The 26,973-nt window shown below is 47.1% G+C and carries 20 protein-coding genes; 9 read left to right on the forward strand and 11 right to left on the reverse strand.

The features are described from left to right. The coding region (locus H6F50_RS22910) for a transposase (protein WP_190430475.1) at positions 1-672 on the forward strand (672 nt) is incomplete at its 5' end. Here the strand turns inward: H6F50_RS22910 and H6F50_RS22915 are convergent. The 8 genes from H6F50_RS22915 to H6F50_RS22950 all read right to left on the reverse strand — a co-directional run bounded on the left by H6F50_RS22915 (position 673) and on the right by H6F50_RS22950 (position 16,560). Continuing rightward, positions 673-3,033, reverse strand: a complete 2,361-nt coding sequence (locus H6F50_RS22915) for a PAS domain S-box protein (RefSeq protein ID WP_190430476.1) — start codon at positions 3,031-3,033, stop codon at positions 673-675. A gap of 519 nt (positions 3,034-3,552) precedes the next feature. Further along, positions 3,553-5,448, reverse strand: a complete 1,896-nt coding sequence (locus H6F50_RS22920; RefSeq protein WP_190430477.1) for a diguanylate cyclase — start codon at positions 5,446-5,448, stop codon at positions 3,553-3,555. Then, positions 5,388-5,738 carry a hypothetical protein gene (locus H6F50_RS22925; protein WP_190430478.1) on the reverse strand — a complete coding sequence of 117 codons (351 nt, stop codon included), beginning with the start codon at positions 5,736-5,738 and terminating at the stop codon, positions 5,388-5,390. The genes H6F50_RS22920 and H6F50_RS22925 overlap by 61 nt, the downstream gene beginning before the upstream one ends. A 250-nt stretch (positions 5,739-5,988) precedes the next feature. Then, on the reverse strand, positions 5,989-6,822 hold the full coding sequence (locus H6F50_RS22930; RefSeq protein WP_199292325.1) for a FecR family protein: 834 nt from the start codon (positions 6,820-6,822) through the stop codon (positions 5,989-5,991). Between the two features lie 173 nt (positions 6,823-6,995). After that, the gene (locus H6F50_RS22935) at positions 6,996-7,928 is read right to left on the reverse strand and encodes a PleD family two-component system response regulator (RefSeq protein ID WP_190430479.1); all 933 of its coding nucleotides are present in this window, start codon (positions 7,926-7,928) and stop codon (positions 6,996-6,998) included. A gap of 62 nt (positions 7,929-7,990) precedes the next feature. Then, positions 7,991-12,673 (reverse strand): response regulator, encoded by a 4,683-nt coding sequence (locus H6F50_RS22940; protein WP_190430480.1) that lies wholly within the window; start codon positions 12,671-12,673, stop codon positions 7,991-7,993. 485 nt (positions 12,674-13,158) lie between these two features. Further along, the gene (locus H6F50_RS22945) at positions 13,159-14,145 is read right to left on the reverse strand and encodes a YegS/Rv2252/BmrU family lipid kinase (RefSeq protein WP_190412886.1); all 987 of its coding nucleotides are present in this window, start codon (positions 14,143-14,145) and stop codon (positions 13,159-13,161) included. Positions 14,146-14,253: 108 nt separating this feature from the next. Beyond that, complete coding sequence (locus H6F50_RS22950; protein ID WP_190430481.1) at positions 14,254-16,560, reverse strand: bifunctional (p)ppGpp synthetase/guanosine-3',5'-bis(diphosphate) 3'-pyrophosphohydrolase; 2,307 nt, start codon at positions 16,558-16,560, stop codon at positions 14,254-14,256. A gap of 375 nt (positions 16,561-16,935) precedes the next feature. Between H6F50_RS22950 and patD the strand changes: the two genes are divergently transcribed. The 8 genes from patD to H6F50_RS22990 all read left to right on the forward strand — a co-directional run bounded on the left by patD (position 16,936) and on the right by H6F50_RS22990 (position 23,847). Next, entirely contained in the window at positions 16,936-17,325 is a 390-nt protein-coding gene (gene patD, locus H6F50_RS22955) for a heterocyst frequency control protein PatD (RefSeq protein WP_190412660.1), read from the forward strand. Between the two features lie 164 nt (positions 17,326-17,489). After that, entirely contained in the window at positions 17,490-18,059 is a 570-nt protein-coding gene (locus tag H6F50_RS22960; RefSeq protein ID WP_190430482.1) for a zf-TFIIB domain-containing protein, read from the forward strand. A 64-nt stretch (positions 18,060-18,123) separates the two neighbouring features. Further along, complete coding sequence (locus tag H6F50_RS22965; RefSeq protein ID WP_190430483.1) at positions 18,124-19,782, forward strand: ABC transporter ATP-binding protein; 1,659 nt, start codon at positions 18,124-18,126, stop codon at positions 19,780-19,782. 183 nt (positions 19,783-19,965) lie between these two features. Beyond that, positions 19,966-20,310, forward strand: coding sequence for an RNA-binding protein (locus tag H6F50_RS22970; RefSeq protein WP_190430484.1), 345 nt, complete (start codon positions 19,966-19,968; stop codon positions 20,308-20,310). Between the two features lie 33 nt (positions 20,311-20,343). Beyond that, positions 20,344-20,526, forward strand: a complete 183-nt coding sequence (gene rpsU, locus H6F50_RS22975; RefSeq protein ID WP_190412664.1) for a 30S ribosomal protein S21 — start codon at positions 20,344-20,346, stop codon at positions 20,524-20,526. Between the two features lie 296 nt (positions 20,527-20,822). Continuing rightward, positions 20,823-21,335 carry a hypothetical protein gene (locus H6F50_RS22980; RefSeq protein ID WP_199292328.1) on the forward strand — a complete coding sequence of 171 codons (513 nt, stop codon included), beginning with the start codon at positions 20,823-20,825 and terminating at the stop codon, positions 21,333-21,335. 244 nt (positions 21,336-21,579) lie between these two features. Continuing rightward, positions 21,580-22,035 (forward strand): hypothetical protein, encoded by a 456-nt coding sequence (locus H6F50_RS22985; protein ID WP_190412887.1) that lies wholly within the window; start codon positions 21,580-21,582, stop codon positions 22,033-22,035. 273 nt (positions 22,036-22,308) lie between these two features. After that, the gene (locus H6F50_RS22990; protein ID WP_190412665.1) at positions 22,309-23,847 is read left to right on the forward strand and encodes a serine/threonine-protein kinase; all 1,539 of its coding nucleotides are present in this window, start codon (positions 22,309-22,311) and stop codon (positions 23,845-23,847) included. Between the two features lie 564 nt (positions 23,848-24,411). Here the strand turns inward: H6F50_RS22990 and H6F50_RS22995 are convergent. From H6F50_RS22995 to H6F50_RS23005, 3 genes are all read right to left on the reverse strand, one after another. Further along, positions 24,412-24,606: an NblA/ycf18 family protein gene (locus H6F50_RS22995; RefSeq protein WP_190412666.1), complete on the reverse strand. Its 195-nt coding sequence runs from the start codon at positions 24,604-24,606 to the stop codon at positions 24,412-24,414. Between the two features lie 852 nt (positions 24,607-25,458). Then, positions 25,459-26,454, reverse strand: a complete 996-nt coding sequence (locus tag H6F50_RS23000) for an L-lactate dehydrogenase (RefSeq protein WP_190430485.1) — start codon at positions 26,452-26,454, stop codon at positions 25,459-25,461. Between the two features lie 180 nt (positions 26,455-26,634). Then, on the reverse strand, positions 26,635-26,973 hold a 339-nt coding region (locus H6F50_RS23005), incomplete at its 5' end, for a hypothetical protein (RefSeq protein WP_190430486.1).

Consider the following 26,973-nt stretch of genomic DNA (forward strand, 5'->3'; position numbering starts at 1 on the left):
GATGAAAAAAAGGGCTTTTGCTGGAAACGCACCCGTCATAGCCAGCGAAACAAGCAGGACTTGCGTAAGAAGCAATTAAAGCAAGCAGACTTAGAACTGTTGCAGCAAGCCGCGCAAGACCAACACATCGAGCTGAAGTATCTGGATGAGTCGGGCTTTTGCCTATGGAGTCCAGTGGGCTACAGCTACAGTCGCATCGGGAGACAGAAATGCCTGGAGCAGACCCAGCAACGCTACGGAAGTCGAATTAGCATTTTGGGTCTTTGGCAACCGGATGAACGCTTCGAGTATGCGCTAGTGCAAGGAGGATTTAAGAGTGCAAGCTACATTAGTGTGATCGATTGGGTCGCTGCGACGGCGGCCCAAACACTCAAACAAACGGGACGACTCACTGTTATTGTTCAAGACAATGGATCGATTCACACTAGTAAAGTGGTTCGTGAGCAGTGGGCACGGTGGCAAGCGCAAGGATTATTCATTTTCTTTTTGCCTGCCTACTGCTCCCAGATGAACCCCATCGAAGGACAGTGGCATCAACTCAAAGCCCATGAAATTTCAGGACGAATGTTCGACAATGAATATGATTTAGCCCTGGCTGTAATGGACGGCATGGAATCACGGAGTGAACAAGGGGGATATACGTTAGAGCGTTTTAGGTTTAAATCATCCTAGCTACTTAAGAGAAACATTATTGACATTTATATTTAAACTAATTAAATCTGAGCTGACGTTGTAACAATGAAATAAATTCATTGCTAAATTACGAATATATTGAGCAAAGTCAACTTTGATCAAATCCTTGGATTGGTACAGTTTTTCGTGAATAAGCGCCATTGATTGAATTCGGTTCTGGCTTTCTTTAAAAATACTGATAGTTTGCTTATCTTCTATATATCTGGACTGAATATTCAGTAAACTAGAAATTACCTGTAAATTGTTTTTAACTCGATGGTGAACCTCCTTTAGAAGTACCTCTTTTTCTTTGAGCGATGCCTTGAGTTGCTGTTCTGCTAGCTTGCGCTTGGTAATATCAGTATGAACACCAATCAGAGCTACAAGCTGGTTTTTATCATCTTTGATAGCATCAGCACGCAGCAAAACCAACATGGTGTTACCTTTACGCGATCGCATCTCCACTTCACCGCTCCAAGAATTGCCACTACCAATTGTTTCAAACACTTCCCGTGCTACATTTGAATCTGTATAGAGAACTCGTGGTCCCCCCACTGCATTCAATTCATCGGTGGTATATTCAAATAGATCGAGAAAAGCCTGATTGTGATAAATAGAAAAGCCAGCTAAATCTGCCATACCAATTGCATCGCTAGCACTTTCAACCGCTTTGCCGATGCGGATGAGTTTTTCTTCTACTTGCTTGCGTTCGGTGATATCTTTACCTGTAGAGACAAAGTGCGTGATGTTTCCTTGGGCATCTCTAATAGGTGTAATCGTTTTTTCCTCATAAAACAGCTCTCCGTTTTTCTTCGAGTTAATAAACACTGAACGAAAAACTTTACCAGAGAGAATTATTTCCCATAGTTTTTCATAAAATACTGGCTCATGATTACCCGACTTGAGGATTCGGGGAGTTTTGCCAATTACTTCTTTCCTTGTGTAGCCTGTCAGTTGCTCAAAAGCTGAATTGACATATTCAATAATGCCATCTTTATTGGTAATAATTACATTGTCCGCTGTTTGCTCAACGGCGCTTGAAAGCTTTCTGAGTGTTGCCTCAACAGCTTTGCGTTCGGTTATGTCGCGTTGAACAGTAGCCAAACAAATAGATTCGCCGCTTTGCGGGTGTTTCACAACAGAACAACTTGTCTGCACATCAATCAGTTTGCCGGTCTTAAAATGTCGAAGTTGACTCTCTTTTTCGCACCAACCCTCCGCCATCATCGTTGGCAGAATGATTTCATAGAACTGTAACCACCCCTGCTCTGAAAGGTAGTCGGAAATATCTTTGGAAATTGCTTCTTCAAGGCTGTCCAAACCAACGAGTTTCCGCCCTGATTCATTGACGAAAATTATTTTTCCTTCCAGAGAAGAAATGGCAACGAAGTCATTGCTATTCTCAACAAGCGAAACAAATTTTTGCTTTTCTTCCTCCGCTTGCTTGCGGCTGGTAATATCCAGCCAAGAACCGATAATCTCTATTACCTGTCCGCGAGCGTCTTTGATTAGCTTTAGCTCATCGTGCATCCAGCGATAGGTGCCATCTTTGTGTAGGAAACGGTATTCGTGAGTATGCTGCCCCTCCTCAAACAGCCGTGACACTCCAGCAAAGATGTGTGGCGCATCATCTGGGTGAATATGGTTAACCCAGAAGCTAGAATCCTCGATAAAGTCCTTCACTTCGTAGCCGAGTTGGGCGGTGATGTTCTCGCTGATGAAGGTGATATGGAAAGCCTCGGAAGGCTTGCAACTATAAATGACAGATGGGCTAGAGGTGAGTAAATGTTGCAATCGCTCTCTTGTTACCATCAGCGCCTCTTCTGCTTGGGCAGTCACAAGAGCTTCCCCAACACACTCGGCGATGTCTTCGCAAACGAGGAGAATAATGCTATTTCTGTTAGATGTTTGTATAAGGCGATCGCTCGTCGGTTCTGAAACAGCTTTCGCTCTTGCTTTTACCCAGAGGATGCTGCCATCTTTGCGGACTAAGCGGAATTTCCAACTTCTAATCTGAGTAAGATTTTGTCTAAAAGCAGTGAATTCTGCTTGCAAGCTTTCCCGATCTTCAGGATGAACAAGGCACAAAAGCGGTCTTTGGATTAATTCATCAACTGTGTAATTTAGATGAGCTACTCCAAACTGATTGATCGAAAGAAACACTCCTGCTAAATCTACCGTTAAGTAGATACACGGAGTCTGTTCGTACAGAGTGCGATATCGCTCTAGTTCAGCCTTCGTTCTGCATAGTTCTTCTTCGAGTTTATGACGTTCTAAATTAATGAAAGCCTGCTCAAACTGGCGATTGGGAGTTTCGTCAGGGGAAGCATTGTGCTCACTCGATGAGTAATTACAGCCCATTTCTAAACTCCCGCTTCATCTGTACCATTATTGATTATCCAGATTGGGAAAATTAAGCAAACTGCTGAAAAAAAAACTGGCATACTTGCAGAGACTGGCGATTACAGGCACGACACAGAAAACACCCCGTATTTAGGTAATTTTTAATTTTGACTCAATCTCCGATTCCTAGTCCCCTAGACAGCAAGCTATGTAGAATTACAGGTAGTTTCTTAAAGAGAATATAAAGTTGGAGCCATGTAATTTTTCTACAGTTATTATTGCTCTAGTTAATAGTTCTTATTCTTTTAGAATGGCATATTCAATGGGAAAGTAGCGAATTGTTAAGAATAATGTAATTAAAACTACAAATCTTTTACTTATTTAAAGAGTAGGATTAGCGTTTAGCCATTAGATAGGTGGAAACGCAGCTTGTCAAGGCTGTGGAGACATGGCTTCTGAATCACGCGACTGCTCGCATCTAGAGCCTTGGTATCGGAAGCTTGGAGGCAATAAGCGCTTACGCGACGGGAGCAAATGCTAAGAGCAGCATCGGCTAACGCGATCGCGTCCCAGAGCTTTTGCCTGATAAAGGGCCTCATCCGCTGTCTTTAACAATATTTCTGGTGAAGTATCGCAGTCGGGAACCGTAGTCGCAACGCCCAAACTCAGCGTCACATACTGACTAACTAAAGAATGGGTATGGACAATCTTTAAGTCTTGCACTGCCACTCGAATCTCTTCTGCCACTTGCAATGCCCCATTTTGTGTAGTGTTGGGCAAAATTACGGCAAATTCTTCGCCCCCGTATCGAGCGACTAAATCTGCTGGTCGCTTGACAGCTTGAGCGATCGCACTGGCGACGGTAATTAAACAAGTATCCCCGGCTTGATGACCATAGGTGTCATTGTAGAGTTTGAAAAAGTCAATATCGCACAAGATCAGAGACAGGGGGACTTTTTCTCGTCTCAGACGCCGCCACTCCTGATCTAGGTACTCATCAAACCGGCGTCGGTTCGGCAGACCCGTCAGACCGTCCAAAGTCGCAAGGCGCTGCAACTTTTGGTTAGCTGCCTCCAATTGTTCATAGAGTTGCCCTTGTTGAATCGCAATACCCACCTGCATCGCCAAAGAAGAGAGGAGATCGATTTCCCACGGTTGCCAATGTCGGGGTTGCGAACAATGATGAGCAATCAGCAACCCCCACAACTGTTGCCCTTGCAGAATCGGAACGACTAAGTTCGCTTTAACCTGAAACTGCTCCAGCACATCGATATGACACTGACCCAGTCCTGAGTTGTAAATATCTGCGATTGCTTGAACCCGACTCTGCTGATACAGCTGGGCGTACTTTTCCTTAAAACAGGGATCGTAGACGGGAGTTCCCAGCATCGAAGTCCAATTGGGGTCTACAGACTCCACCGCCACAACCCCGCGCCAGCCTGCCTCGAAACGATAAATAATCACCCGGTCGCACGCTAGAAATTGCCGCACTTCTGCCACCGTCGTGTTCAGAATCTCGCTGAGATTGAGAGACTGACGGATGCGCTCTAGCATCGCCCCTATCAGTTGCTCCCTGAGAACTTGCAGTCGCAGTGCCTCCTCCGCCTGCTTGCGTTCGGTGATATCGGTGAGCGTGCCAATAAAACCAACTGTCGTACCGGCTACTCCTTGTTCCGCCACCGCCTGACCAAACACCCAGGTGACGACTCCATCCGCACGCCCAAACCGATACTCTGAGGCAAACCGCCGGTTTTCTATTATCGCCTGCTTCCATTCGCTGATGACGCGATCGCGATCGTCGGGATGCAGCGCTCTCGTCCAACCTTCTCCGAGTGCTTCCGCCAGGGTCAATCCTGCCAGTTCGCGCCAGCGCTCGTTGACATACAAACAGTTCCCTTCTACATCTGTGTGGAAAATCCCTACCGGCGACATTTTAGCTAAGGTGTAATACCGATACTCACTTTCCTGAAGGGCTTCCTCGGTTCGCTTGCGCTCGGTGATATCAGTGATTGACCCTGCCATACGATAAGGTATGCCTTGCTCATCTCGAAATGCAATCCCCCGACAGAGAAACCACCGGATATTGCCATTCTTGTGGATCATCCGATGTTCGATTTCATACTGGGGTGTCAACCCTTCGAGATAAATACTTGCAGCCGTCATCACCCATTCCCGCTGCTCCGGATGTACCAGATGGAGCCAAGCCTCTATACGGTTGTCAATTTCGTCTTCGCGATAGCCCAGCATCGCTTTCCAGCTAGCGGTGAGATACATTTCACCAGTTTGGAGATCCCAGTCCCAAAGTCCTACTTGACCGGCATTAACGGCTAGGACATAGCGTTCCTCTGCCTGGTGAGCAGGAGTCATGTCCGTCATAAAGCGATCGCGCCCGTAAATAAATCGGCAAAAACTTTTAAAAAGTTGTCCCAACACAGCCCGCACGCTTTGTTGGCATCCGTGAAGAATGCTTTATTTTTCCTGCCTTCGGCTGCGAGTGTGCCTGCATTCCAAACTTGCGGTTGATTTGTACCCACCTGCACTGGGATGAAGTACATCGAGGCAGGTTGGAAGAGGGTGCTAAAACATTGCTTCAATTTCCCTACCTTTTGACGCAGCGCTTTCTCTAGTTGGCGACGTTCTAGATGCGATTGGGGTTGCTGGAACGTAAGCACGAAGGCTTCATCCTGGAAATCATGCCAGGAAGCTGGGCAATCAAAGCGCATTTGAGTTTGTTGTTTAAGAGGGGTGTTTTAAAGAGTCTCAATCTACCGGGGGTTTAAATCAAAACGACACTCCCCGGTCATCCAAAAAAGTCAGTTGAGATGCCCCAAGGTTCTAAATTCTATTATTGTCGAAAGGTTTAAGCGATCGCGTAATTCGCTTTTGCGAACATAAAATGCGTTGGCAAAAGCGAGGCGATTTTAGGGAGAAGGGTTGCAGATAAAATGCACTGAGCAAGTCTAACGAGCAACCTCACGGAACCAGCAGTTCATACGCCTGCCGTTGTCCCAAAGGAGTTACCACAACCGCTTGAATTTTCCGTTGCTTAGGCAGTGGTACTGTAATATCAAATTCACCCGTGCGCTCCACATTCTGTAAAGTAGACGCCACGATCAACAGATTGAACGGATCGATTAGACCGCGAATGCGTACGCGATCGCCCTCTATCGCCGCCAGAACTCGGATCTCTAATTCACCCTCTTCTTTTAAAGGAATTGGCTGGGAAGGGGGTTCGCCAGGAATCACTAAAGTCCGAAACCCAGCATTGACTTCTACGGCTTGCCCCTGAGCTTCCTCGACCACGCTCCCTTCCAGGGTGGCAACGCTCGTCTTGCCATTGGGTTTGACGCTCACACCAAATTGCGTCCCGCGAACGCCACTCAAACCGGCAGGTGTTTCAATTTCAAAGCGCGAATTAGGATTCGTAAACGGTCGTACCTCCAGGCGAGCTTGCCCCCCCGTGACTTGAAGCCGCGTAATTTTACCCCCATCAGGCATTGTCTGCAATTGTTGTACTTGCAGAGTGGTATTTTCTGAGACATTCACGAAGCCAATGCCGGTATCGACGGCTAGGACGGCTTTAGACTCGTCGCCTGTTGTGATAGTATCCCCCACATCCTCAAGGCGCAAGCCGACCCTAACCGACCCAGCAGCGTCTCTAAGTTTATAGGTGACTTTACCTGCATAGGAAACGACTTCTAACCGTCGGTTGAGTCGAACCTGCAAAGGTTTTGCCACTGAGTCTGTACCGATGCTTAAGAGAGCCACCAACAGCAGGAGAGACACGAATGCTCTACGACTTTTCACTGCTCACCTCTTGTAGAAATGAAAAATTAAAAATTACTAATTTGATTTTGCAGTTTTAATTTTTTCAGATGATTTGTGCATATTAACTTGATTAAGCGATCGCACTTTAAAATCGCCCTTTATATCTGCGTGGCTGATTGTATCCACCGATGCATCATCGCCAGAAGCTGCGTCTAGGAGCATACGCGATCGCGTCCCCCTGCTTTTGCCCGATACAACGCCTCATCAGCTTCCTTAAGTAACGCTTCTGGCGAGGCGTCATGCAAAGGAATCGCGCCAGCGACACCCAAACTCAGCGTTACATACTGGCTAACAGCAGACTTGGTATGAACAATTTCTAAAGATTTCACAGCCTGTCGAATTTCCGTTGCGACTTGCAACCCACCCGCAGCAGAGGTATTAGGCAAAATCACTGCAAATTCTTCGCCGCCATAGCGTGCGACTAAATCTGTCGAGCGCTTGACCACCCGAAACAGGGCACTAGCAACAGTTTGTAAACAAATATCTCCAGCTTGATGCCCGTAAGTATCGTTGTAGGTTTTGAAAAAATCGATATCGCAGAAGATGAGAGACAGGGGCAGTTGTTCGCGCAACATTCGCCGCCACTCTTGACCAAGATACTCATCAAATCGACGGCGGTTTGCCAGCCCCGTCAGACTGTCGAAGGTCGCAAGTCGCTGCAAGTCTCGGTTTGCCACCTCCAGTTGTTGATAAAGTTGAAATTGTTGGATTAAACGCCTCACCCGCTGACGCAGTACGGGCCAGTGAATAGGTTTGGTAACGAAATCAATGGCTCCGACTTCAAAAGCTCGGTCAACGGATTCTTTGTCGTCAAGACCTGTAATCATCAATACGGGAGTGCGATCGCATGAAGGGATCTCTTGTAGCCTGGAGCAGCAAGTGAAGCCATCCATTACCGGCATCATGGCATCGAGCAAGACAATATGCGGCTGAAAGCGAACATAAGCACTCAAGCACTCCTCTCCATTGCTCGCTTCAACAACCTGGTATCCTTCCTGTTGCATTGCTTGACACAGTAGCTGACGCATGATTCTGTCGTCGTCTACCACGAGGACGATAGAGGGTTCTTGGGGAAGGGAAAGCATTTTTATTAGACCTATCCGTAAATTGGTATAGGATGTACTCCGGACGGAGGTTTCAATCTCGATCAAAGATGGAAATCTTGCAACGCACAGCGCACGCGCTCATACTCCGCCTCCATCTGCGATGCGATTTCCGGTGCCCCTGCTAGAGTATCGTCTTTCGCGATCGCTTCGAGTTGCTTACACAAATTGGATAGGGTCATAGCACCCAGCGTCGCACTGGTTGACTTAAGCGTGTGAGTCGCCTGTCGCAGCGCCACGGCATCTCCAGCATCTACTGCATTCCGAATGACTTGCAATATTTGGGGGGTATCTTCCAAAAAGCTATCAATGACTTCCACCAGAACGGATGAAGCATTCTCTCCAAACATATCGCAAAGCGCTTGGATTGCCTGGAAATCAACGGCAGAGGTAGACATGGGGAGGCGGGGAAGCGGCTGCAAAGCAGCGAGTGCCTTCAGCAGCGCCTCCATCTGAATCGGCTTGCTGACATAATTATCCATCCCCGCACTCAAACACTCCTCGCGATCGCTCTGCATCGCATTCGCCGTCATGGCAATAATCCAGGGACGTTGCTCGTAGGGCCATTCCTCACAGATCCGTCGCGTAGCGCTCAATCCGTCCATTTCTGGCATTTGCACATCCATCAGAACCACATCATAGGGCTGGCGTTGCAGCGCTTGCAGCACTTCCAAACCGTTGCTGGCGATATCCGCTCGATATCCCAGACGCCCCAATAGATGCAGCGCCACCTTTTGGTTGACGACATTGTCTTCGGCTAACAGAATTCGCAGCGGTAGCCGTTGCGCTAGATTTGGGTCAATCGGTTCGGGATGGGGACGCGGACTTGGCAGCGCAGCGGGTTCGCCAAGCAGACCGCTCAAGACATTGTAGAGCTGAGATTGTTTAATCGGTTTATTCAGGAAGGCGGCAAAATTTGCTTGCTGTGCTTGTAGCTCTATCTCCGACTTGCCTAGAGAAGTTAACATCACCAATGGCAACGTCCGAGTATTGGGTAGTTTGCGAATTTCTGCGGCTAAATTCAAGCCATCCATCTGCGGCATTTGCATATCCAGAATCGCAATATCAAAGGTCTCCTGATTGCTCAGCCAGTTCAGGGCTTCTTCCCCAGAGGTGGCGGCGCGGGAGATCATTCCCCACGCGATCGCCTGCAAAGTCAAAATTTGCCGATTGGTTGCGTTATCATCCACAATTAACAACCGTTTTCCAGCTAACAGTTGTTGGGAGTCACTGCTGTCAGCAAGCGTTGAAGTGGGAACGGAGGTGGCGACAACAGCGAAATAAAATGTGGAACCCTGACCCCCTTCACTTTCCACCCAAATTCTACCGCCCATCATTTCTGTTAATTGTCGGCTAATCGCTAATCCCAACCCCGTACCGCCATAGTTGCGAGTCGTAGAGGAATCAACCTGGCTGAAGGGTTTAAATAGACGGTCTATACGGTCAGAAGGAATTCCAATCCCGGTATCTTTAACGGCAAAACGAATCGCATATTTGAAATTTTTTATTTTGGGTTTTCGATGCTGAATTGCAGTTTTTTCTTCTAGTTCTTCAACAGAAATTGGTTGGTTCGTCTCATCTGTAAGATGAGCAATTTCTTGTTCTAAATTCGCTCCCCAGCTCCCCAGCCCCCCTGTCCCTCTGCCTCGTTCTCCCAGTTGACGAGCTTTTACCGAAATCACAACTTCCCCTTGGGGTGTGAATTTAACAGCATTCGCAATTAGATTCACCAGAATTTGGCGGAGTCGCGTCACATCCCCCACAATCATTTTCGGTACAGAAGGATCTATCAAATACGCTAATTCCAAGTTTTTTTCTGCTGCTTTGTGAGCTAGCAAATCAAGCGATTCTTCGATACAATCTCGCAGATTGAAAGGTTGCTGTTCCAGTTCCAGTTTACCGGACTCAATTTTAGAGAAGTCAAGGATGTCATTAATAATTGTGAGTAAGCCATCGCCGCTGTTGCGAATGGTTTCTACAAAGTCTCGCTGTTGTGGCTTGAGTTCGGTATCTAGTAGTAACCCAGTCATGCCAATTACCGCATTCATGGGAGTGCGGATTTCGTGGCTCATGGTAGCTAAAAATTCACTCTTAGCACGGTTAGCTGCTTCTGCCTCTTGTTTTGCTTTTTCTAAGGCAACATTTTGCTGAGCTAATTGTTCGCGTTGGCGGGTTTCTTGCTCTAATAGGCAAGCTTGAGCCAGAGCAATACCGACTTGATCTGCCACTGCTTCGAGTAATTCAATTTCCTCCTTAGTCCACTCACGGAAGGTGTTACATTGATGCAAGCCAATCACACCGTTAGTTTCTCCTTGATAGGAAGTGCGAATCGCCAGCATCGATTTGAGTTGAATTTGCTGACACAGAGAAACAGTTGCTTTGAGCAGCGGATCGGCATAGACATTTGAGGAAGCGATCGCGCGATCTTGAGCAATTGTTTGTTCGGCATGGGGATTGCCAACAACGGGGATTTGTACATCCATTATCGAATCATACCCAGGCTCCAAATACTCCGCCACTAGGGGAATTTGTGGTTTAGGGGTGGCGATGTATGAGTAAATTAAACAGCGATTCACGGCGAATGTTTCGCCCAATAACTTACAAGTCGTTTGAAAAATTTCTTGTGTTTCTAGCTTGGCGCGAATCTCCTGGGTAATCCGTTTAAGCAGCAAAGTCCTGGTAACTTGCTGTTGTAGGGCTTCTTGGGCTTTTGCCCGCTCAACTTCACCTCCTACCCACTGTGCCATGAGCTTCACTAGCTCTTTGTCTACCACCGTGAATGGTTGCGATCGCACCTTTAAACTGGAGAAACTGAGGGTACCGTAAACAATCCCGCCTACCACTACCCTGGTACCAATATAGGCCTCTATTTTGAAAGGGGTATTTGCCGGATACTGGTACCATTGCGATCGCTCAACGGACTCAAAGCAAATCGGTTCGTCGCAGCGCAGTGCTTCACCGCAATAAGTCTGCTTAACATCGAAAAGATTTCCTTTGGCAAGATGAATGGGTGAGTTTTCGGGCACCTGGGCAGCAATCAGGTAATATTTATCCCCTTCAATCTTCGCTAGCGTCCCGATTTCTAAGCCAAATCGCCAGCATCCCATTTTCAGCATCCGCTGGATGCGTTGGTCGAAGTGTAGCGGCGTTCCTTTTCCGCCTTGAGCTGCCGTCACTTCATACAGCGCTCGTAACCCTGCCTCGCTCTCTCGCAGTTCGTGTTCCGCTTGCTGGCGCTGTGTGATGTCGCTGCCAATTCCGAGAAACCCAGTAATGTTGCCCTCCGTATCCCGTAACGCCGTCATCGACACCAGCACGGGAAAACGACTACCATCTTTGCGGATAAACGTCCATTCGCGCTCGTCCACTTCTCCACGACGCGCCTTGGCAACAAAAACCTCAAACCTTGGATCGATGGGGATTCCCAACTCCTGTGACAATTCTTGGGCACGCCGGAATACTTCGCGTGAATCGTGAAATCGCAGGGGTGTTGTTTTGCCCACGACTTCAGCAGCAGCGTATCCTAAATATCTCTCGGCGGCGGCATTAAAGGTGCAAATTGTGCCATCTGGTGTTGTAGAAACGATCGTGTAGTTGGCACTATCCAAAATTGCCCGCTGCAAGCTGGTTGTCTTTTGGAGTGCCTCTTCAGTTTGCTTGCGATCCGTAATGTCATTTAAGGTGCCGGAAATACCCACGATACTTCCGCTAACATCCAATGTCGCGCAGGCATAAACGTCAAGCCAGCAAAAGCTGCCATCAGCGGTTAGGATGCGGATCTCCTGTCGGTAAAATTTTGTTTGGCATTGAATCAGAGCTTGAAACAGTTTTATATTGCGTTGGCGATCTTCAGGATGAACGTAGTTTAGAACATGAGTGCCAAGACTTTGGGCAATCGAGAATTTGGTGATTTCTGTCCAAGCCGGATTCAGGAATGTCCACAAACCTGAGACGTCTGTTTGAAAAATTACTTCTTTGACGTTATCAACGACAGAGCGATATTTTTTATCGCTTTCTCCTAACGCTTCCACTACCTGTTGATGCTGAGAAACGGTGCGTTCTAATTGATTGAGATGAATTCGGAGTTCCATCTGAGCGATCGCTTGCCGCGCCAACGCTTTGAGCGCTTCAATTTGTTGGCTCATTAGCTTTCGAGGAATCTGGTCAATTACGCATAAGGTGCCCAAAACAAAGCCATCGGGCGTTACCAAGGGAACTCCGGCATAAAACCGGATATAAGGGTCAGATGTCACCAGAGGATTTCTGGCAAAGCGTTCATCAACTAACGTATTGCGTACAATTAATAATTCATCTGATTTTAAAATTGTGTGAGCGCAGAACGCTAAATACTTTGCTGTTTCTGTTGCTTTCAGACCAATTTTTGACTTAAACCACTGGCGATTGCCATCAACCAGGCTGATGAGGGCAATGGGAGTGTTACAAATGTGGGAAGCCAGTGCAGTCAGATCGTCAAATGCTTGTTCTGCCGGAGTATCGAGAATTTCATAGCGATAAAGTGCTTTGAGCCGATTTGCTTCAGCGTCAAGGCTGGCTGCGTCGCTGTTTAGCGGAAAGAATGGTTGCCGCTCAAAAGAAGAATATTCGCTCTCCCCTTGAGGCAGAAGGCTTGGATTTTTTTTTGGTTGCTGAAACAGCAAATACCTTAGAGGCGGCTTGCTAAGGTGTCTGGATAGCGATCGCAGGATAGGACGGAGGATTTTCATCATCAATATGAACTAGAGCCGATACAGCCCCAGAAACTCTTCCTTTGATGTTTGCGGGCTTTCATCCCCTGAAGGTCTGTCTGGCTTTTGCGAGCGGTTGTTCGGCTTCCAGGTTAACTTTCCGGGCAGATAACTCCCACTTCAACCTGTGTCCAATATAAGCTGCTCTTACATTTAAGAAAGCATATTCGTTGGCGCTAGGCGATCGCTCACTTGTGAGTCGTTTTTAGCGTTTAGTTACGAGTCTTTGGTTGGTTATGACTGCCCTAACAGACAAAGTTAATGATTTGGAGGATAGGTAGAGCACGTTTCGTTAACATCAAACCCTTGTCAATGATGAGTTTCGTTCCTCAAACCCATGCTCCTCAAAGCTCTTAAGAGTTTAACCCCACCCCAAACCCTTCACTGCTTTTCGATGAGGGCTTTAGGGTGAGGTTACGAGGATATATTGCAACAAAGCGAGAACCGCTATCGTGACGAATGACAGACTAATCAACCTCTTCAGGCGGAATTAAGTCCTGCTTGGATTCGATGATTACACTGGGTAAACCTTCAAGTTTTTCTGTAACTGGCAATTCTTCGAGAAGGGGGACTAAGAGCGTTAGGCCGCCAGGAATGCACTCGACATCAATCGGAGTGGTGCCGATAATTTCCCCATCTACGACAACTTTTTGCAGTGGATTGGTTCGTACCTGAATCCGTCTGGCTCGCAGATAGCCGATGTCATCTCGTTCTGTGGCACTGCCGCTTAGGGCAGTTTGAAGTAAATGATAGGAGGCAGCGATCGCTCCGGCAACATTACTCGGTGCCACGACGGTTAAATCGAGCAACCCATCATCAAAAAGAATGCCCGCTGGACCTTGAGCCAAAATGGATGTGGGGGGTGCAGCATTGGCAATCGTTACAGCAGCAGCGGTTAGTTTCACGATTTTGTCTTCCGTCTCAATCTCAACCTCAAACGTGTTGAACTGCCGCAACTGTTGAATTCCTGCCAGGATGTATGCCATCATCCCCAAGCGGTTCTTCGTCTCTCTGTCCGCCCGTTCGACGGCTTCTGCCTCAAAACCAATCCCCGCGAGTAATATCATCGGTTTGCCGTTGCAGTAGGCGGCATCCACGACCCGCGTTATACCCCCCAAAATTGTCTCGCAGGCGGCCTCTATCGTATCCGGTAGCCCTAAAGCAGACGCCAGGGCATTTGCGGTTCCTCTTGAAATCACGCCCATTGGAATGTTCGTCCCCACCAAGGCATCGGCGGCGGCTGAGAGGGTACCGTCACCACCAGAGGCAATGATGGTACTGGCACCGCGTTCCACTGCTTCTCTTGCCAGTTGAGCAGCGTCAATTTCAGGCGTTGTCAGATAAATATCTAGGTCAATTTCCGGCTCTAAAAGTGCCCGGATTTTTGCCAAATCTTGATCGGGATCGCTTTGACCGGCAACTGGATTAAAGATGAGACAGGCAGAGCGTTTTATGTCATTAGTCATTAGTCATTAGTCCGTTGTGATCAGCGGTGAGTCGTTGTCATTCGCCCACTGTATGAGTCTATTACCAGTGGCGAATGACGAATCACCGCAGTATCTCTATTCACATCCTTGACCGAAGCGACGTAAATTGAGAACGTCGCTGATTTGGCGAATTTGGGTGAAACACCGCTCCAGTTGTTGGAGATCGCGGATATCAATGCATAGGTCGATGATTGCCGGTCGCCCGTCGGATGTTTTCACGCCTGCACCCCGCACATTAATATTGTCATCGCTTAAACGGGACAGGATATCGTTAAAGACTCCGACGCGGTCAAGCACTTCAATTTGAATGCTAACTTGATAGGTTTGAGGACGTCCGCTTGAGTCAGTGGGGTTCCAGCTAACGGGCACTAAGCGATCGCCTAGGACATTCGCCACATTATTGCACCCTTGGCGGTGAATGGAAATTCCGCGATCGCGTGTGACTGCACCAATAATCGCTTCACCGGGGAGCGGCCCGCAACATCCAGCACGATGATACAGTAACCCTTCCACACCAGCGATAGGCGTTTTGGTGCTGGGAGCTGGGATGGGGCTTTTCGAGGTTGGAAGTGCAACAGCCGCTGCAAAATCTTTTATTGGGTCGGGGGCAGTCGCAATCGTTTGAGTTGCTTTCACGGCTTCTCGAATGCGATTGACTACCAGGTTGAGAGTGACTTCCCCGTAACCCAGAGCAGCCAATAAATCATCGACGCTGTGGTAATTACATCGTTCGGCGACCGACTGCATGGGGGTTGACTTCAGCAGAGATTCAAAGCCACTTTTGCCCAATTCTTTTTCTAGGAGTTCTCGACCGCGAGTAATATTTTCATCCCGATGCGATCGCTTGTACCATTGACGAATCCGGTTCTTCGCCCCGGTTGTCACCACAAAATTCAGCCAATCTAAACTGGGACGGCTATTTTTCTGAGTGATAATTTCAACAATGTCTCCATTCCTCAGCAGCGTGTCCAGCGTCACCATCCGTCCGTTGACCCGCGCCCCTGCACAGTGATTCCCCACTTCTGTATGAATCCGGTAAGCGAAATCGACGGGAGTGCTACCCCCAGTTAGAGGTACCACATCCCCTTGGGGCGTAAACACATAAACATCATCGTCAAATAAGTTGTCTTTGACGTTTTCCAGGTATTCCTGAGCATCCTTGAGATCGCTTTGCCATTCCAAGAGCTGCCGCAGCCAGGTAAACTTCTCATCGGTTGCGGTCATTTGGGTACGGTTGGAACTTCCCGTTTCCTTATATTTCCAATGAGCCGCAATCCCATACTCGGCAATGTGATGCATTTCCAAAGTCCGAATTTGCACCTCTAAGGGACGACCCGTAATTCCGAGGACTACCGTATGCAGAGACTGATAGCGGTTGGGCTTAGGTAAACCAATGTAGTCTTTAAACCGACCGGGGATCGGTCGGAAGGCATCGTGAACGACAGCTAAGGCGCGGTAGCATTCTTCATTTGTCTGGACAATCATCCGAATTGCTGCTAAATCGTAGATTTCGTGAAATTCCTTCTGTTGCCGCTGCATCTTCTGGTAAATCCCATACAAATGCTTGGGACGCCCGCTGATGTCAAGGCAGGTAATACTAGATGAGGCGAGTCCCTGCCGCAGAATTTCTTTGACGTTCGCCAATCGAATCTCTCTGTCTGCCCGTTTTTCTGCCACCAACTCTTGTATTTGCCGGTAGGCTTCGGGTTCGAGATACTTAAACGTCAGATCTTCCAGTTCCCACTTAAATCGTCCGATCCCCAAGCGATTTGCCAGCGGTGCGAAGATTTCTCGCGTTTCCTGGGCAATTCGCCGCCGTTTGGCATCAGGCAGGTGTTCTAGCGTCCGCATATTATGCAGCCGGTCGGCTAGCTTCACCACAATTACCCGAATATCTTGAGCCATTGCCAGAAACATTCGACGGAAGTTCTCAGCTTGGCGTTCGGTCTTGCTGGAAAAGGTTTCTGAAAATTTAGAAAGTTTGGTGACACCGTCTACCAGCAGCCGCACTTCTGAGCCAAAGCGCTGTTCGATTTCGTCGAGGGTGACGGGCGTATCTTCTACCACATCGTGCAGAAAGCCAGCCGCAATCATGGCAGCGCCACCGCCTAGGTCTCGCAAAAGACCAGCAACGGCGACCGGGTGACAGATGTAAGCTTCCCCTGATTTACGAGTCTGACCTTCGTGTAACTGATAAGCAAATTCAAAGGCGCGACAGATTAAATCAGCGTCCGCAGGCGTTGGGAAAACTTTGACACTTCCACCTTCGGGCGTTGTGGGCTGTTTGGTGGTTTGATTGTCCTCATGACGCGCAATCAAACATTCCTGTAGCCAGTCAGGAATGACACAACTAATTGTAGAAGTTGGAGCTTGTGAGTTCATAGTGTTGAGCAGGTCGAGCATAAAGAGTAAAAATAGCGAGGAGTTGTGCTGACGTGGAAAATGATTTTGTCTAGAGGCTAAAAGGGCATCTCCTAGGGTCTGCATTGAAGAGTCCCTAGGTTCGCTGAATTTTGGATTTTCAATTGTCAAGGGTCGAGGGTAAGAATATTGTCAGAAATAGAGCGATCCACCAAGATACCGCTTGGCTAATGCCTACGCTTACTGCGCGTCGCGCTTCCGGTGCGACGTATCGCTCTTGCCCTTACCTAAAGCTTGCTTGAAGATTGCAAGCCTACACCAGTTAGCTGGTGCTTAGCAATTGCCTTGTTGAATAGACAAAATTCTTTACATTGATTCTAGCGGAACAACGTGCCAATGTTGCCTCAGTCTTACCAACAACGTTATCAGGAACTTTTGACAGCTCTAGAACAGCTGCTGCATACAATGACAGCCGCTAATCAAGAACAAGAAGGGATCGGTGAAAAATTTCAACACGTCAAACAAGTTTTTGCACAGCAAATTACCAGTTTGACGGGTGATGAATTAGACCCAGAGATTGAGCCTCGGTGGAGGTCTTTCCAGACGGAAATCTATCGAGCGCTGCGACTTTTAGAGATGGATATGACATTTTTGCAGGCGTCTCGCCGTTCGGCAACCGCTAATCCTCGACAAGCGGCGATAAGCGATCGCTTATCAACCCTGATTGGCTACTGTCAAGCCCTCCTGCAAGCAGACGGAGATCGGGAAAGCCAGGGAGAAATATAGGGGCGGATTTCACCGGCTTTCTCTGGTATCTCGCAGATGCCTTGATAAACCCGCCCGCTTTAACAGCAAGGGATCGTAGAAGTCCCTGTCCGGTGCAAGTGCAAGATGTCCGAAAAAACAGAGTAAATTAATAAAAAATTCAGATGGGAGAGGAAGAAAAACTGGTGAACTGTCCAAAATGTAAGAGTGTATCCCTACTCGATGGCACCCTAGCAGGAAATTTAGCGGTAAAACACTGCACCGATTGCAAGGGAACCTGGATTCCCTCTGGGGAATACGAAGCGTGGCAAGCACAGCAGCCGGAACTGACGCCCGCAGATCCAGAATCTATCGCTCAAATCCTAAATGTGGATTTTGTGCAGTCTCCCTTTGATACCAAAGCAGCACTGTGTCCGGAGTGCGGTCGTTATTTATCTCGCGCCAAGGTAAGGCTGAAAACGCCGTTTTATGTAGAGCGTTGCCTGAATTGTAATGGGATTTGGTGCGATCGCGGGGAGTGGGAGGTACTATCTCAATTAGGGTTGCACACCACGATTGAGCAGCTGTTTTCCAGTGAATGGCAGATCAAGGTGGAAAAACAGCAACAATCCGAGAAAGAACGTGAAGCCACAATGGAAAAACTCGGTCCCGAATTGGCAGCGCGTGTGTTTGAGCTGGCGGAACAGTTAGCAAAACATCCGAATGGAGATTTTGGTGTCGCCTATCTGATGCGGCAAGTAGGCGTCACAAAATAGCGGAAATTGCGACCTTGTTGGATTACTAATTGTTCATCACCCATTCCTTATTCCCCGTTACCGAATGACTGAGAGCCTGTTTTGTGTAGAAAATCTGCGGGTTGCTTATCCCAGCCGTCGATCTACTGCTATGCCTTCTTGGGCAGTGGATGATGTCTCTTTCACTTTAGAACCTGGAGAGAAACTGGGATTAGTGGGAGAATCGGGCTGCGGTAAATCAACTCTGGGAAGGGCGGCGATGCGCTTGTTACCAGCTTCGTCTCGCGTTGAGGGGCGGGTGACGTTTGCTGGGAATTCCGTGTTCGATCTGACTCCGGCACAGTTACGGCGGTTTCGGGGGGAAGCGGTGGCGCTGGTGTTTCAAGATCCGATGACGCGCCTCGATCCCCTGATGACGATTGGGAAGCACTGTCTGGAAACGCTTCAGAGTCATCAACCTCATCTGTCACGGCAGCAGATGAAGGAAAAGGTACTCGAAACCTTGGATGCGGTGAAGATCCCGGCAAGTCGATGGTCGCAGTATCCTCACGAGTTTAGTGGAGGAATGCGGCAACGAGTCGCGATCGCACTGGCTTTGCTTCTCAACCCAAAGCTAATTGTGGCAGATGAACCTACGACCAGTTTGGACGTAACCGTAGCAGCCCAGATTTTACAAGAATTGACGCGACTGTGCCGGGAACGAGAGATGGCATTGTTGCTGATTTCTCACGATTTGGCAATGGTGGGAGAGTATTGCGATCGCATTGCAGTGATGTATGCCGGGAAGATGGTAGAAACTGGCTCACCCCAGTCTATCTTTCGGCAACCGCAACACGAATATACGCGATCGCTTTTGGACGCGGCTTTTCACATCAGGAAATATGACACGGAAGTTGAGGAGCCGAAGAGCAATCATTCATTACCAACTCCCCTTCTGCGAATCAAAAATTTGCAGCAGTACTACACCTTAGAGAGCAATTTTATCGGACAGTTTCTTTCCAAAAATGTCCCCGTTATTAAAGCGGTAGATGATATCAACTTGGAACTTTATCCAGGGGAAATTTTAGGCTTAGTGGGAGAATCTGGATGCGGGAAGAGTACCTTGTCCCGGACGATCTTGCAGTTAATTCGCCCAACGAAAGGAAGCGTTGAGTTTCTGGGACAGGATTTAGCTCAGATGTCTACTAAAGCCGTGAGGGCATCGCGACGGCAAATGCAAATGGTGTTTCAAGATCCCCATGCTTGTCTCAATCCGCTGATGACAGTTGGTGAAAGTATTGCCGATCCCCTGTTTATCCACAAACTGGCTAGCCCCGATGAGGCGAAAGTGCAGGTAATGCAGATGCTAGAGCGAGTGGGCTTAACGCCTACAAGCGAGTATTATCAGCGGTATCCCTCGGATTTGTCGGGGGGACAGCAGCAACGGGTCGCGATCGCTCGTGCTTTGATTACTCGACCCAAACTGCTAATCTGCGATGAGCCGGTGAGTATGCTAGATGCTAGCGTCCAGACACAAGTACTGGAGTTGATGTTAGAGTTAAAGCGGGAATTCGATTTAACGTATTTGTTTATTACTCACGACCTCTCTGTGGCAAGATTTTTGTGCGATCGCATTGCAGTTATGAATGCCGGTCGTATTGTCGAACTCGGCTCAACCCACGAGATTTTTACGAATCCCCAGCACCCTTACACCCAGACGTTGCTACAAGCCGCCCCTTTACTGGTATCGCAGCAGCCAAAATAGAATTGTTTTGACTGGTCAGCACAACATGGCATCTACGATCGGCTTCAGAGTCAGGGACTAAATGGTGTGTTAAAATCCTTAAACATAGACTTATATTCGGCTGTAGTGTTTGTTATTTCTACTGACAGGCAGTTTCTCCGGATCTAACTCTCTACACCACTTTTTTGATTCTGGAGACATTCCATGTCAATCTATGTAGGCAACCTATCCTACGAAGTTACGCAAGACGACCTCAGCAATGTTTTTGCTGAGTATGGAACCGTTAAGCGGGTTCAGTTGCCAACCGATCGCGAGACAGGTCGGATGCGTGGTTTTGCTTTTGTGGAAATGGATACAGAAACTGAAGAAACTGCCGCCATTGAAGCTCTCAACGGCGCTGAGTGGATGGGGCGAGAGCTAAAAGTGAACAAAGCCAAGCCTCGTGAGGATAAAGGAGGCGGAGGTCGTCCTGGTGGTGGCTGGGGCGGCAACAATAGAGGCGGTGGCGGTGGCGGCGGCGGCGGTGGCGGCGGCTATCGACGCTACTAATGCAATTAATCAAATAGTTTAGGAGGACACCGGATGACCCAAGTAGTTGTAGGCGAAAATGAAGGCATTGAGTCAGCCCTGCGCCGATTTAAGCGTCAAGTCTCTAAAGCAGGGATTTTTCCAGATATAAGACGGCAACGTCACTTTGAGACTCCTTTGGAAAAACGTAAGCGCAAAGCGATCGCGAGAAGGCGTAAGAAGCGTTTCCGTTATTAAGTCTTACCGTCCGAAAATCGAGTTTAAGACAGATTAATAACTTCATCTGTAACATTCTTCAGCACAACGCAGCCTCAAGAGCGTTTAACAGCTTGCTATCAAGCGATCTTTGCTTAGGCTCTATTTCAAAAGCTGGTGAGGCTTTAAAGCAAAATTTAAAGGCATCACCATCACAAGTTTTGAAATAGAGCCATTTCTTGTATTTTTCTCTACAAATTTTAGCAAGCATGACCCCAGAAGCAATACGTATTATCGCTGACCTAAGGCGTGAGTTTTATTCTCTCTTTGCTACTGCTATGAATGTGCCAGTGAGAGTTACTGGAAGTTCCTATAGTAGTAATTTTCCGATTGCATCTTGGATAGACAATCGGAGCCAAGTGAACTATATAAGTATTTACGCATACACTGCACCAGACAAGTTAATTCCTCAACGCCCATTTCTTCTACGAGTGGCGATTAATAAGAGCGCTGGTAGAGTTACAACGGCACAATGGGGAAGAGAATGTCGAGGACTTAATCAGGGTTGGTACTTCGAGTTAACTGTACTACCAGAGGAAATCTTAGACTTTCTACCTTGGGTCGTCAGCTTGGTGAAAGCGCACGATCGGGGTTCCCTGTCGCTTGTTCAAGACCCCCCTCATCCATTTGAATTTAAAGTATCCGAAGGGCCTTTGTCCAATGATGCTTGGACTCATTCTGCTTTGAAGATTGCAGACTCTTCAAAGTCTCAATCTTTCGTTCCCGCGATACTTCCGGAACCGAAGAACCGAGGTGCAGAGGTGTCTAGGAGTAGAAGAGCCGGAATATAAGGCCGGATTTCACCTGAAAATCTTTCGATATCACAGATAACATTGATAAACTGTCCTGGGGATCGAGGGACTAGAATTATAAAAGATTCCTTAGTTTGATTTTGGGATAAAGCCGCACAAGCGTATTCCACTTTACGTCCCAAGACTCCGGTTATACTAAACTTACTTGTCGCCTTGAATATTCATCCTGGAAGGGAAGAATCGTTTAAAGGCGGCGTTTCAAGCAGGCAGCAAGGTGACAACCGTGGGTCACACCTTTTTAATGGAGGCAGGACGATGGACGCTCCAAGGAAATTGGCTGGAGCGTCACGAGATGCCAATCACCGTGAGTGGCAGAACATTAGTGGCCTGGGGTCGAGAAAACTGGTTCACAATGGTGACAAAGCTGAGCTTTCCAGGCAGCGCCCGCGAGGAAATTTCTTTACAATATCGTGGGCGATTTGATGCTGGGGAACGCCAATATACCTATGTACTACAGCACAATCTTTTAGGTCGTGTTGAGGGCGAGGGCTGGGTTACTCCAGATTCGATCGTTCAGCGTTACTGGGTATTAGGCGATCGCCAGCGGCGCACTGGTTTCGATACCTTGCACCGTCTCAATGAGAATACCTACTACCTTTCTAGTGGCATCATGGCGGGTCATTATTTGACTAGCACGATGGAAGCAACGATGGAGCGTCAGCCACAATCATATTCTTGATCGCTCTAGAAATTCAGCTTCAGGCTCTAGATGGTCAGTAAGAAGTATAAAGTGTGAAATATGAAGTGGAATTTGGGAAATATAAAGTAAGAGGTATGAAGTAGGAAAGAACGTTTACTGGTCTTTCCGGTTTCTTGCGTGGAACTCAATATCTGTTTTCGCTTGAAGGCTTAAAACTCCATCTTGAAGACATAAGACTTCATCCTTTGAGATAAAGTTAATAGTTCCCTATAGGTAAATATTACAAATGCTCCCGATTTTAGGAGCCAAATTATGATGACAGACCCCAACACCGATCGCTTACTCGCCAATCGCTATCAACTCTTAGGGTTGGTAGGCAAAGGCGCAATGGGTCGAGTGTATCAAGCCAGGGATATGTTACTGGGAGGTGTCACCGTCGCGGTTAAGTTCCTCTCTCAGACGCTACTAAACCAAAAAATGCGCGATCGCTTTGAGCGAGAAGCAACCATCTGCGCTGTTTTGGGAGAAAAAAGTATTCACATTGTCCGAGTCAGGGATTATGGCGTGGACGAGAACGAAATCCCGTTCTACGTCATGGAATTTCTCCAAGGGGAGAGTCTGAGCGAGGTTCTCAAAGACCGGCCCCTGTCCTTGCCCCGATTTTTGAATATCACTCGCCAAATTTGTTTAGGGCTACAATGCGCTCACCAGGGCATCCTCATAGATGGTGAAGTCTGTCCGATTATTCATCGGGATATAAAGCCTAGTAATATTACAGTCGTTCAAGATACGACTTTAGGTGAGTTAGTCAAGATTCTGGATTTTGGCATCGCCAAGCTGCTCCAGTCCGACATCGCTCAGACTAACTCGTTTATGGGCACTTTAGCTTATTGTTCTCCAGAACAAATGGAGGGCAGAGAACTAGATAAACGCTCTGACATTTATAGTCTGGGCGTAATGATGTTTGAGATGTTGACGGCTGAGATGCCCTTAATGGCAGAGACTCACTCGTTTGGCGGCTGGTATAAAGCTCATCACTTTATCCCCCCAAGAACTTTTGATTCGGTTAATCCCGATCTAAAATTGCCAAAATCTCTAGAAAGCTTAGTGATGAGCTGTTTGGCAAAAGTCCCTAGCGATCGCCCCCAAAATGCGGCTCAAGTGTTGCAAGCATTAGAGCCATTGGAGCAACGTTTTGGTCAAGGTCGGCAATTAGGTCAGCGGATTGGAGAAGTTTTATCTAAACTGCCCGTCGTAGCCGATCCCAAACCTAAGAACGCCCCGACAGCCGATGAAGTCTGCCGCTTAACTTCCTGGCCTAAAAACAAACCAATTGCAGAGATTGTATTTCCCCATCTACTTCGCACTAGCCGCGAAGTTTTACCTACCCTGTGGGTCATGCTTCACAAACCGGAAATTCAGAATCGCCTGATCAGCACTCGCTACAATCAGTTTCTGTTTTTGATGTCTCCTCATCCTATGCTGCTGTGGATTACCGCCCTGCACAACCGCGAACAAGGCCCTCGCTGGCTCAGTTGCTACCTGGATCTAAAAACTTCTATGGGTCAGGATATTGTGCGACAACTGGGAGAAAACGGGATTTACCGGATTTTGTTCTTTGCTTTAGAAGAACCGCATCGGTGCGCGAATGTAATGATTTCCACAATTGCCCCGGTCCAACGCCAAATGTTGCAAGAGTGGGCAAATACAAGCCAAACCTTACCCTCAGTGGCTCAGCCCCAAATGAGTAAAAGTCTGCTCAAGCAAGAGTTTGAGAAGCTAAAGCCCAAGATTTTGATGAAGCTGGAATCTGTTCAGACCGGAGATTATTCTTCGGATATCTCAGGCTAGTCTGGGTGCTGAGTTAGGGCAAGAGAGTCAGGAGTTCATGGAGAGTCCAATAGACTCGCGCTTGATTATTTTTAATTTTACACTTGATTGCGATCGCGTCGCCTATGCCCGCAGGAGTGCCTGCAAAGCGTCTATTCGCTAGCGGTTCTCGCTTTCGCTCATGTCTGCACAGCGATCAAGCTGTCGCATTTATTTTTGTAGTATGAAAATTTTTGTAGTACGAAAACCTAAACTCAAAAAACCAATTTCGCTTATGCCAGTACTGCCAAACTTGTCATAAACTATTCAACTTCATGTCAAAACTCTGAAAAATCGGTACCAATTCAGCAAGCTTGACACGCCAACCGAGAAATCTTGGTCTACGTTCATCTACTTAAACACGCTTCCTTACTACAAGATATTATCTTTGTCCTTCGGATATTTAAATAGACAACGCTTCCAACCGTAAGCAATTTCCTAAAACTCAACGTTCTTGAAACTGAAGTTGACGCCCCAGCACCCCCAGCTTCTTTCCCCTGAGGAACAAAGCAAGAGACGGAGGTCGCCCACTGCGACACGGATACTCTATTCCTGAGGATTTGGCTCTAAGCCCCATTGGTGCTTCAGAAGATGCTTGTATGTAGCTTCGCGCATCACCATTTGTTCATAGAGTTTGACCAAGAAGTGCTGAGCTTGTTCGCGGCTCATATTCTCCACTTGGCTTTCAAAGGAACGGATGCTGAATTGTTGTTCGAGAGACAGTTCGATAGGTTGGTTCATGGTAAGCTCCGACTTTAGAGAGAGTGTATGTTTATCAATCGCTGAAGCACTCACAGGGTAAGGGCTGAACATCGCTGAACCGTCTAACCATTTCCCTGTTATTACGAAAGATAACAATAATTTGACAAAATGCCCATCTTTCTTTGTGTATACTTCAGTTGATCCCAAAGATGGAATATGTACCCAGAAAGTTTCATCTAGGGTTGAGGTAGTTTTAGCAAGTTGTTGGAGGGAAAATTGCTCATCACGAACAAACGGCTAAGTAAATATACTTACTAAGCCATAGCAGTGCCGCTCTTCAACCAGTGGAGACGCAATGCAGTTCCCTAAACACATTGCATTCAACACATTTGCTCTCTCAAGTGACTCTACCCACCCAGAGGATGTCTGAGAAGTCGGTTATGGCACCATCCAGTCGGTACTGCCTTTTCTGCATTTGGGCGACTTATGCGGTAGCCGCCCCTACGATAGGCTCATCGAGCAATCCTCAAGGGTTGTCAGAATTAATCGCGTTGGCGATCTCGTAGTGGGGCTGTATGGCGCTCAGCTCGCGCCTTCGCACTGCATAGCGCTAAGGAAGGGAAAGAAGAGAGATGGAAGATTTCATGAATGATTTAAGATGAATGGCGCTGACTTAAGCCCTGAACTAAAACCCTAAACTAAAGTTTGGGCTAAGAGCTAAGGTCAATTAAAACTGACTAAAATACTGCCAGAACAAAAGCTTTCAACCTGTGAAAACAGGTTAAAAGCTTTAAGGTGAGAGATTTATCTCAAGGCTCTTATGTCAGTGCCATTCGATTTAAGATGGCTATACTACTTTTCAAATATCCTCTTAAACTGATAGCTGAGAGATTAAAGGTTGACTTGCTGAATCGTTTGGCGCAGGATTTGACTAGATCGTTGCAATTGTTCTGACTCTGTAGGGGTCAAAGAGAAATTCAGAACCCTGGTAACACCCTGACGATTTACGACCGCAGGCAAACTCAGACAAACATCATTAATTCCGTGAAGACCATTTATCAAACTACTAACAGTCAAAACTCGGTTTTGATTGCGTAAAATTGCTTGCACAATCTGAGTAACCCCTAAACCAATCGCGTAGCAAGTTGCTCCTTTGCGTTGGATAATCTCATAGGCGGCGTTCTTGACCTGTTGGAAAATCTCGTCAATTTGTGCAGTTTTCGTTAAATCATTATTGTCATGAACATCTAATAAATTCATTCCCGCAATATTGGCTTTGCTCCAAACGGGAACTTCACTGTCTCCATGTTCCCCAATAATGTATGCGTGCAAACTACGCGGGTCAACTTGTAACTTTTGGGCTAACAGATAGCGAAAACGAGCTGTATCTAACACCGTGCCCGAACCAATCACACTAGAACTCGGCAACCCAGAAAGCTTCCAGGAAACATAGGTCATGATATCTACTGGATTCGAGACAATTAAGAGAATCGCTCCTGGAGAACATCTCACGATTTCTGGAATCAAATTTTTAAAGATTTCGATGTTGCGCTGCACCAAACTTAACCGATTTTCTCCAGGCTTTTGTTTTGCTCCTGCTGTGACAATTACAATATCGGCATTTTCCCCATCTTCTAGGGTTCCCGCTCGTACTAGGCTAGGTTCGACAAAGGGTAGTCCGTGGACTAAATCCATGACTTCCCCTTCTAGCTTTTCTCGATTAACATCAACAATCACCATTTCATCCAAGGTGTTTTGAATCAGGATTGAGTAAGCGCAAGCCATTCCTACCTGACCTGCACCAATAATGACTCCCTTCCGGGGACGACGAGCGATCGCTAAGTCAAGATTAGTCTCGGTAGAGGTTGTAAATAATTCTTCAAACATATCTATCTGAGGGAAAATGTCGTTGATGTAATGATATCGAAAAGCAATCCTTTTCAGATATAGCTAACCTAATTTTCCTTGAATTCTTTTTCTGATTGTGTCTCAAAAACAGTCTTTTAGCGTTTCCAGAATATTTTGGCAACGCTAAACCACGGCGTTAATTTTAACAATTCGCTACTTCTATGAAACCTTGTTTAACTCGATTCTTTCTCTATCAAAAGTTTTATTTCCGTAGTCACTACTAAACAAATCAAAAATAATAGATAACTCTCCATCGGCAAGTTGTTTTACATGAAGCAAACTAAAATTATTTTTAGTACATACATATATTTTTTCTATTTTGTAGGGACTTTTAGTTTCATTACTTTCAATAAAATTTTCATCAATGACTATCTTTTGTAATATCTTCATAGCAAATTTACTTAAAGATGCATAGGCGATACCGCTAGAAGTAAGCTGAAACACTTTAGCCGATGGAGATTGCTCGTGGGATAACTTGAAAGCAGCTCCCATGTGTAC

This window comes from Coleofasciculus sp. FACHB-712 (genome assembly GCF_014695635.1).
Lineage (GTDB): Bacteria > Cyanobacteriota > Cyanobacteriia > Cyanobacteriales > FACHB-T130 > FACHB-T130.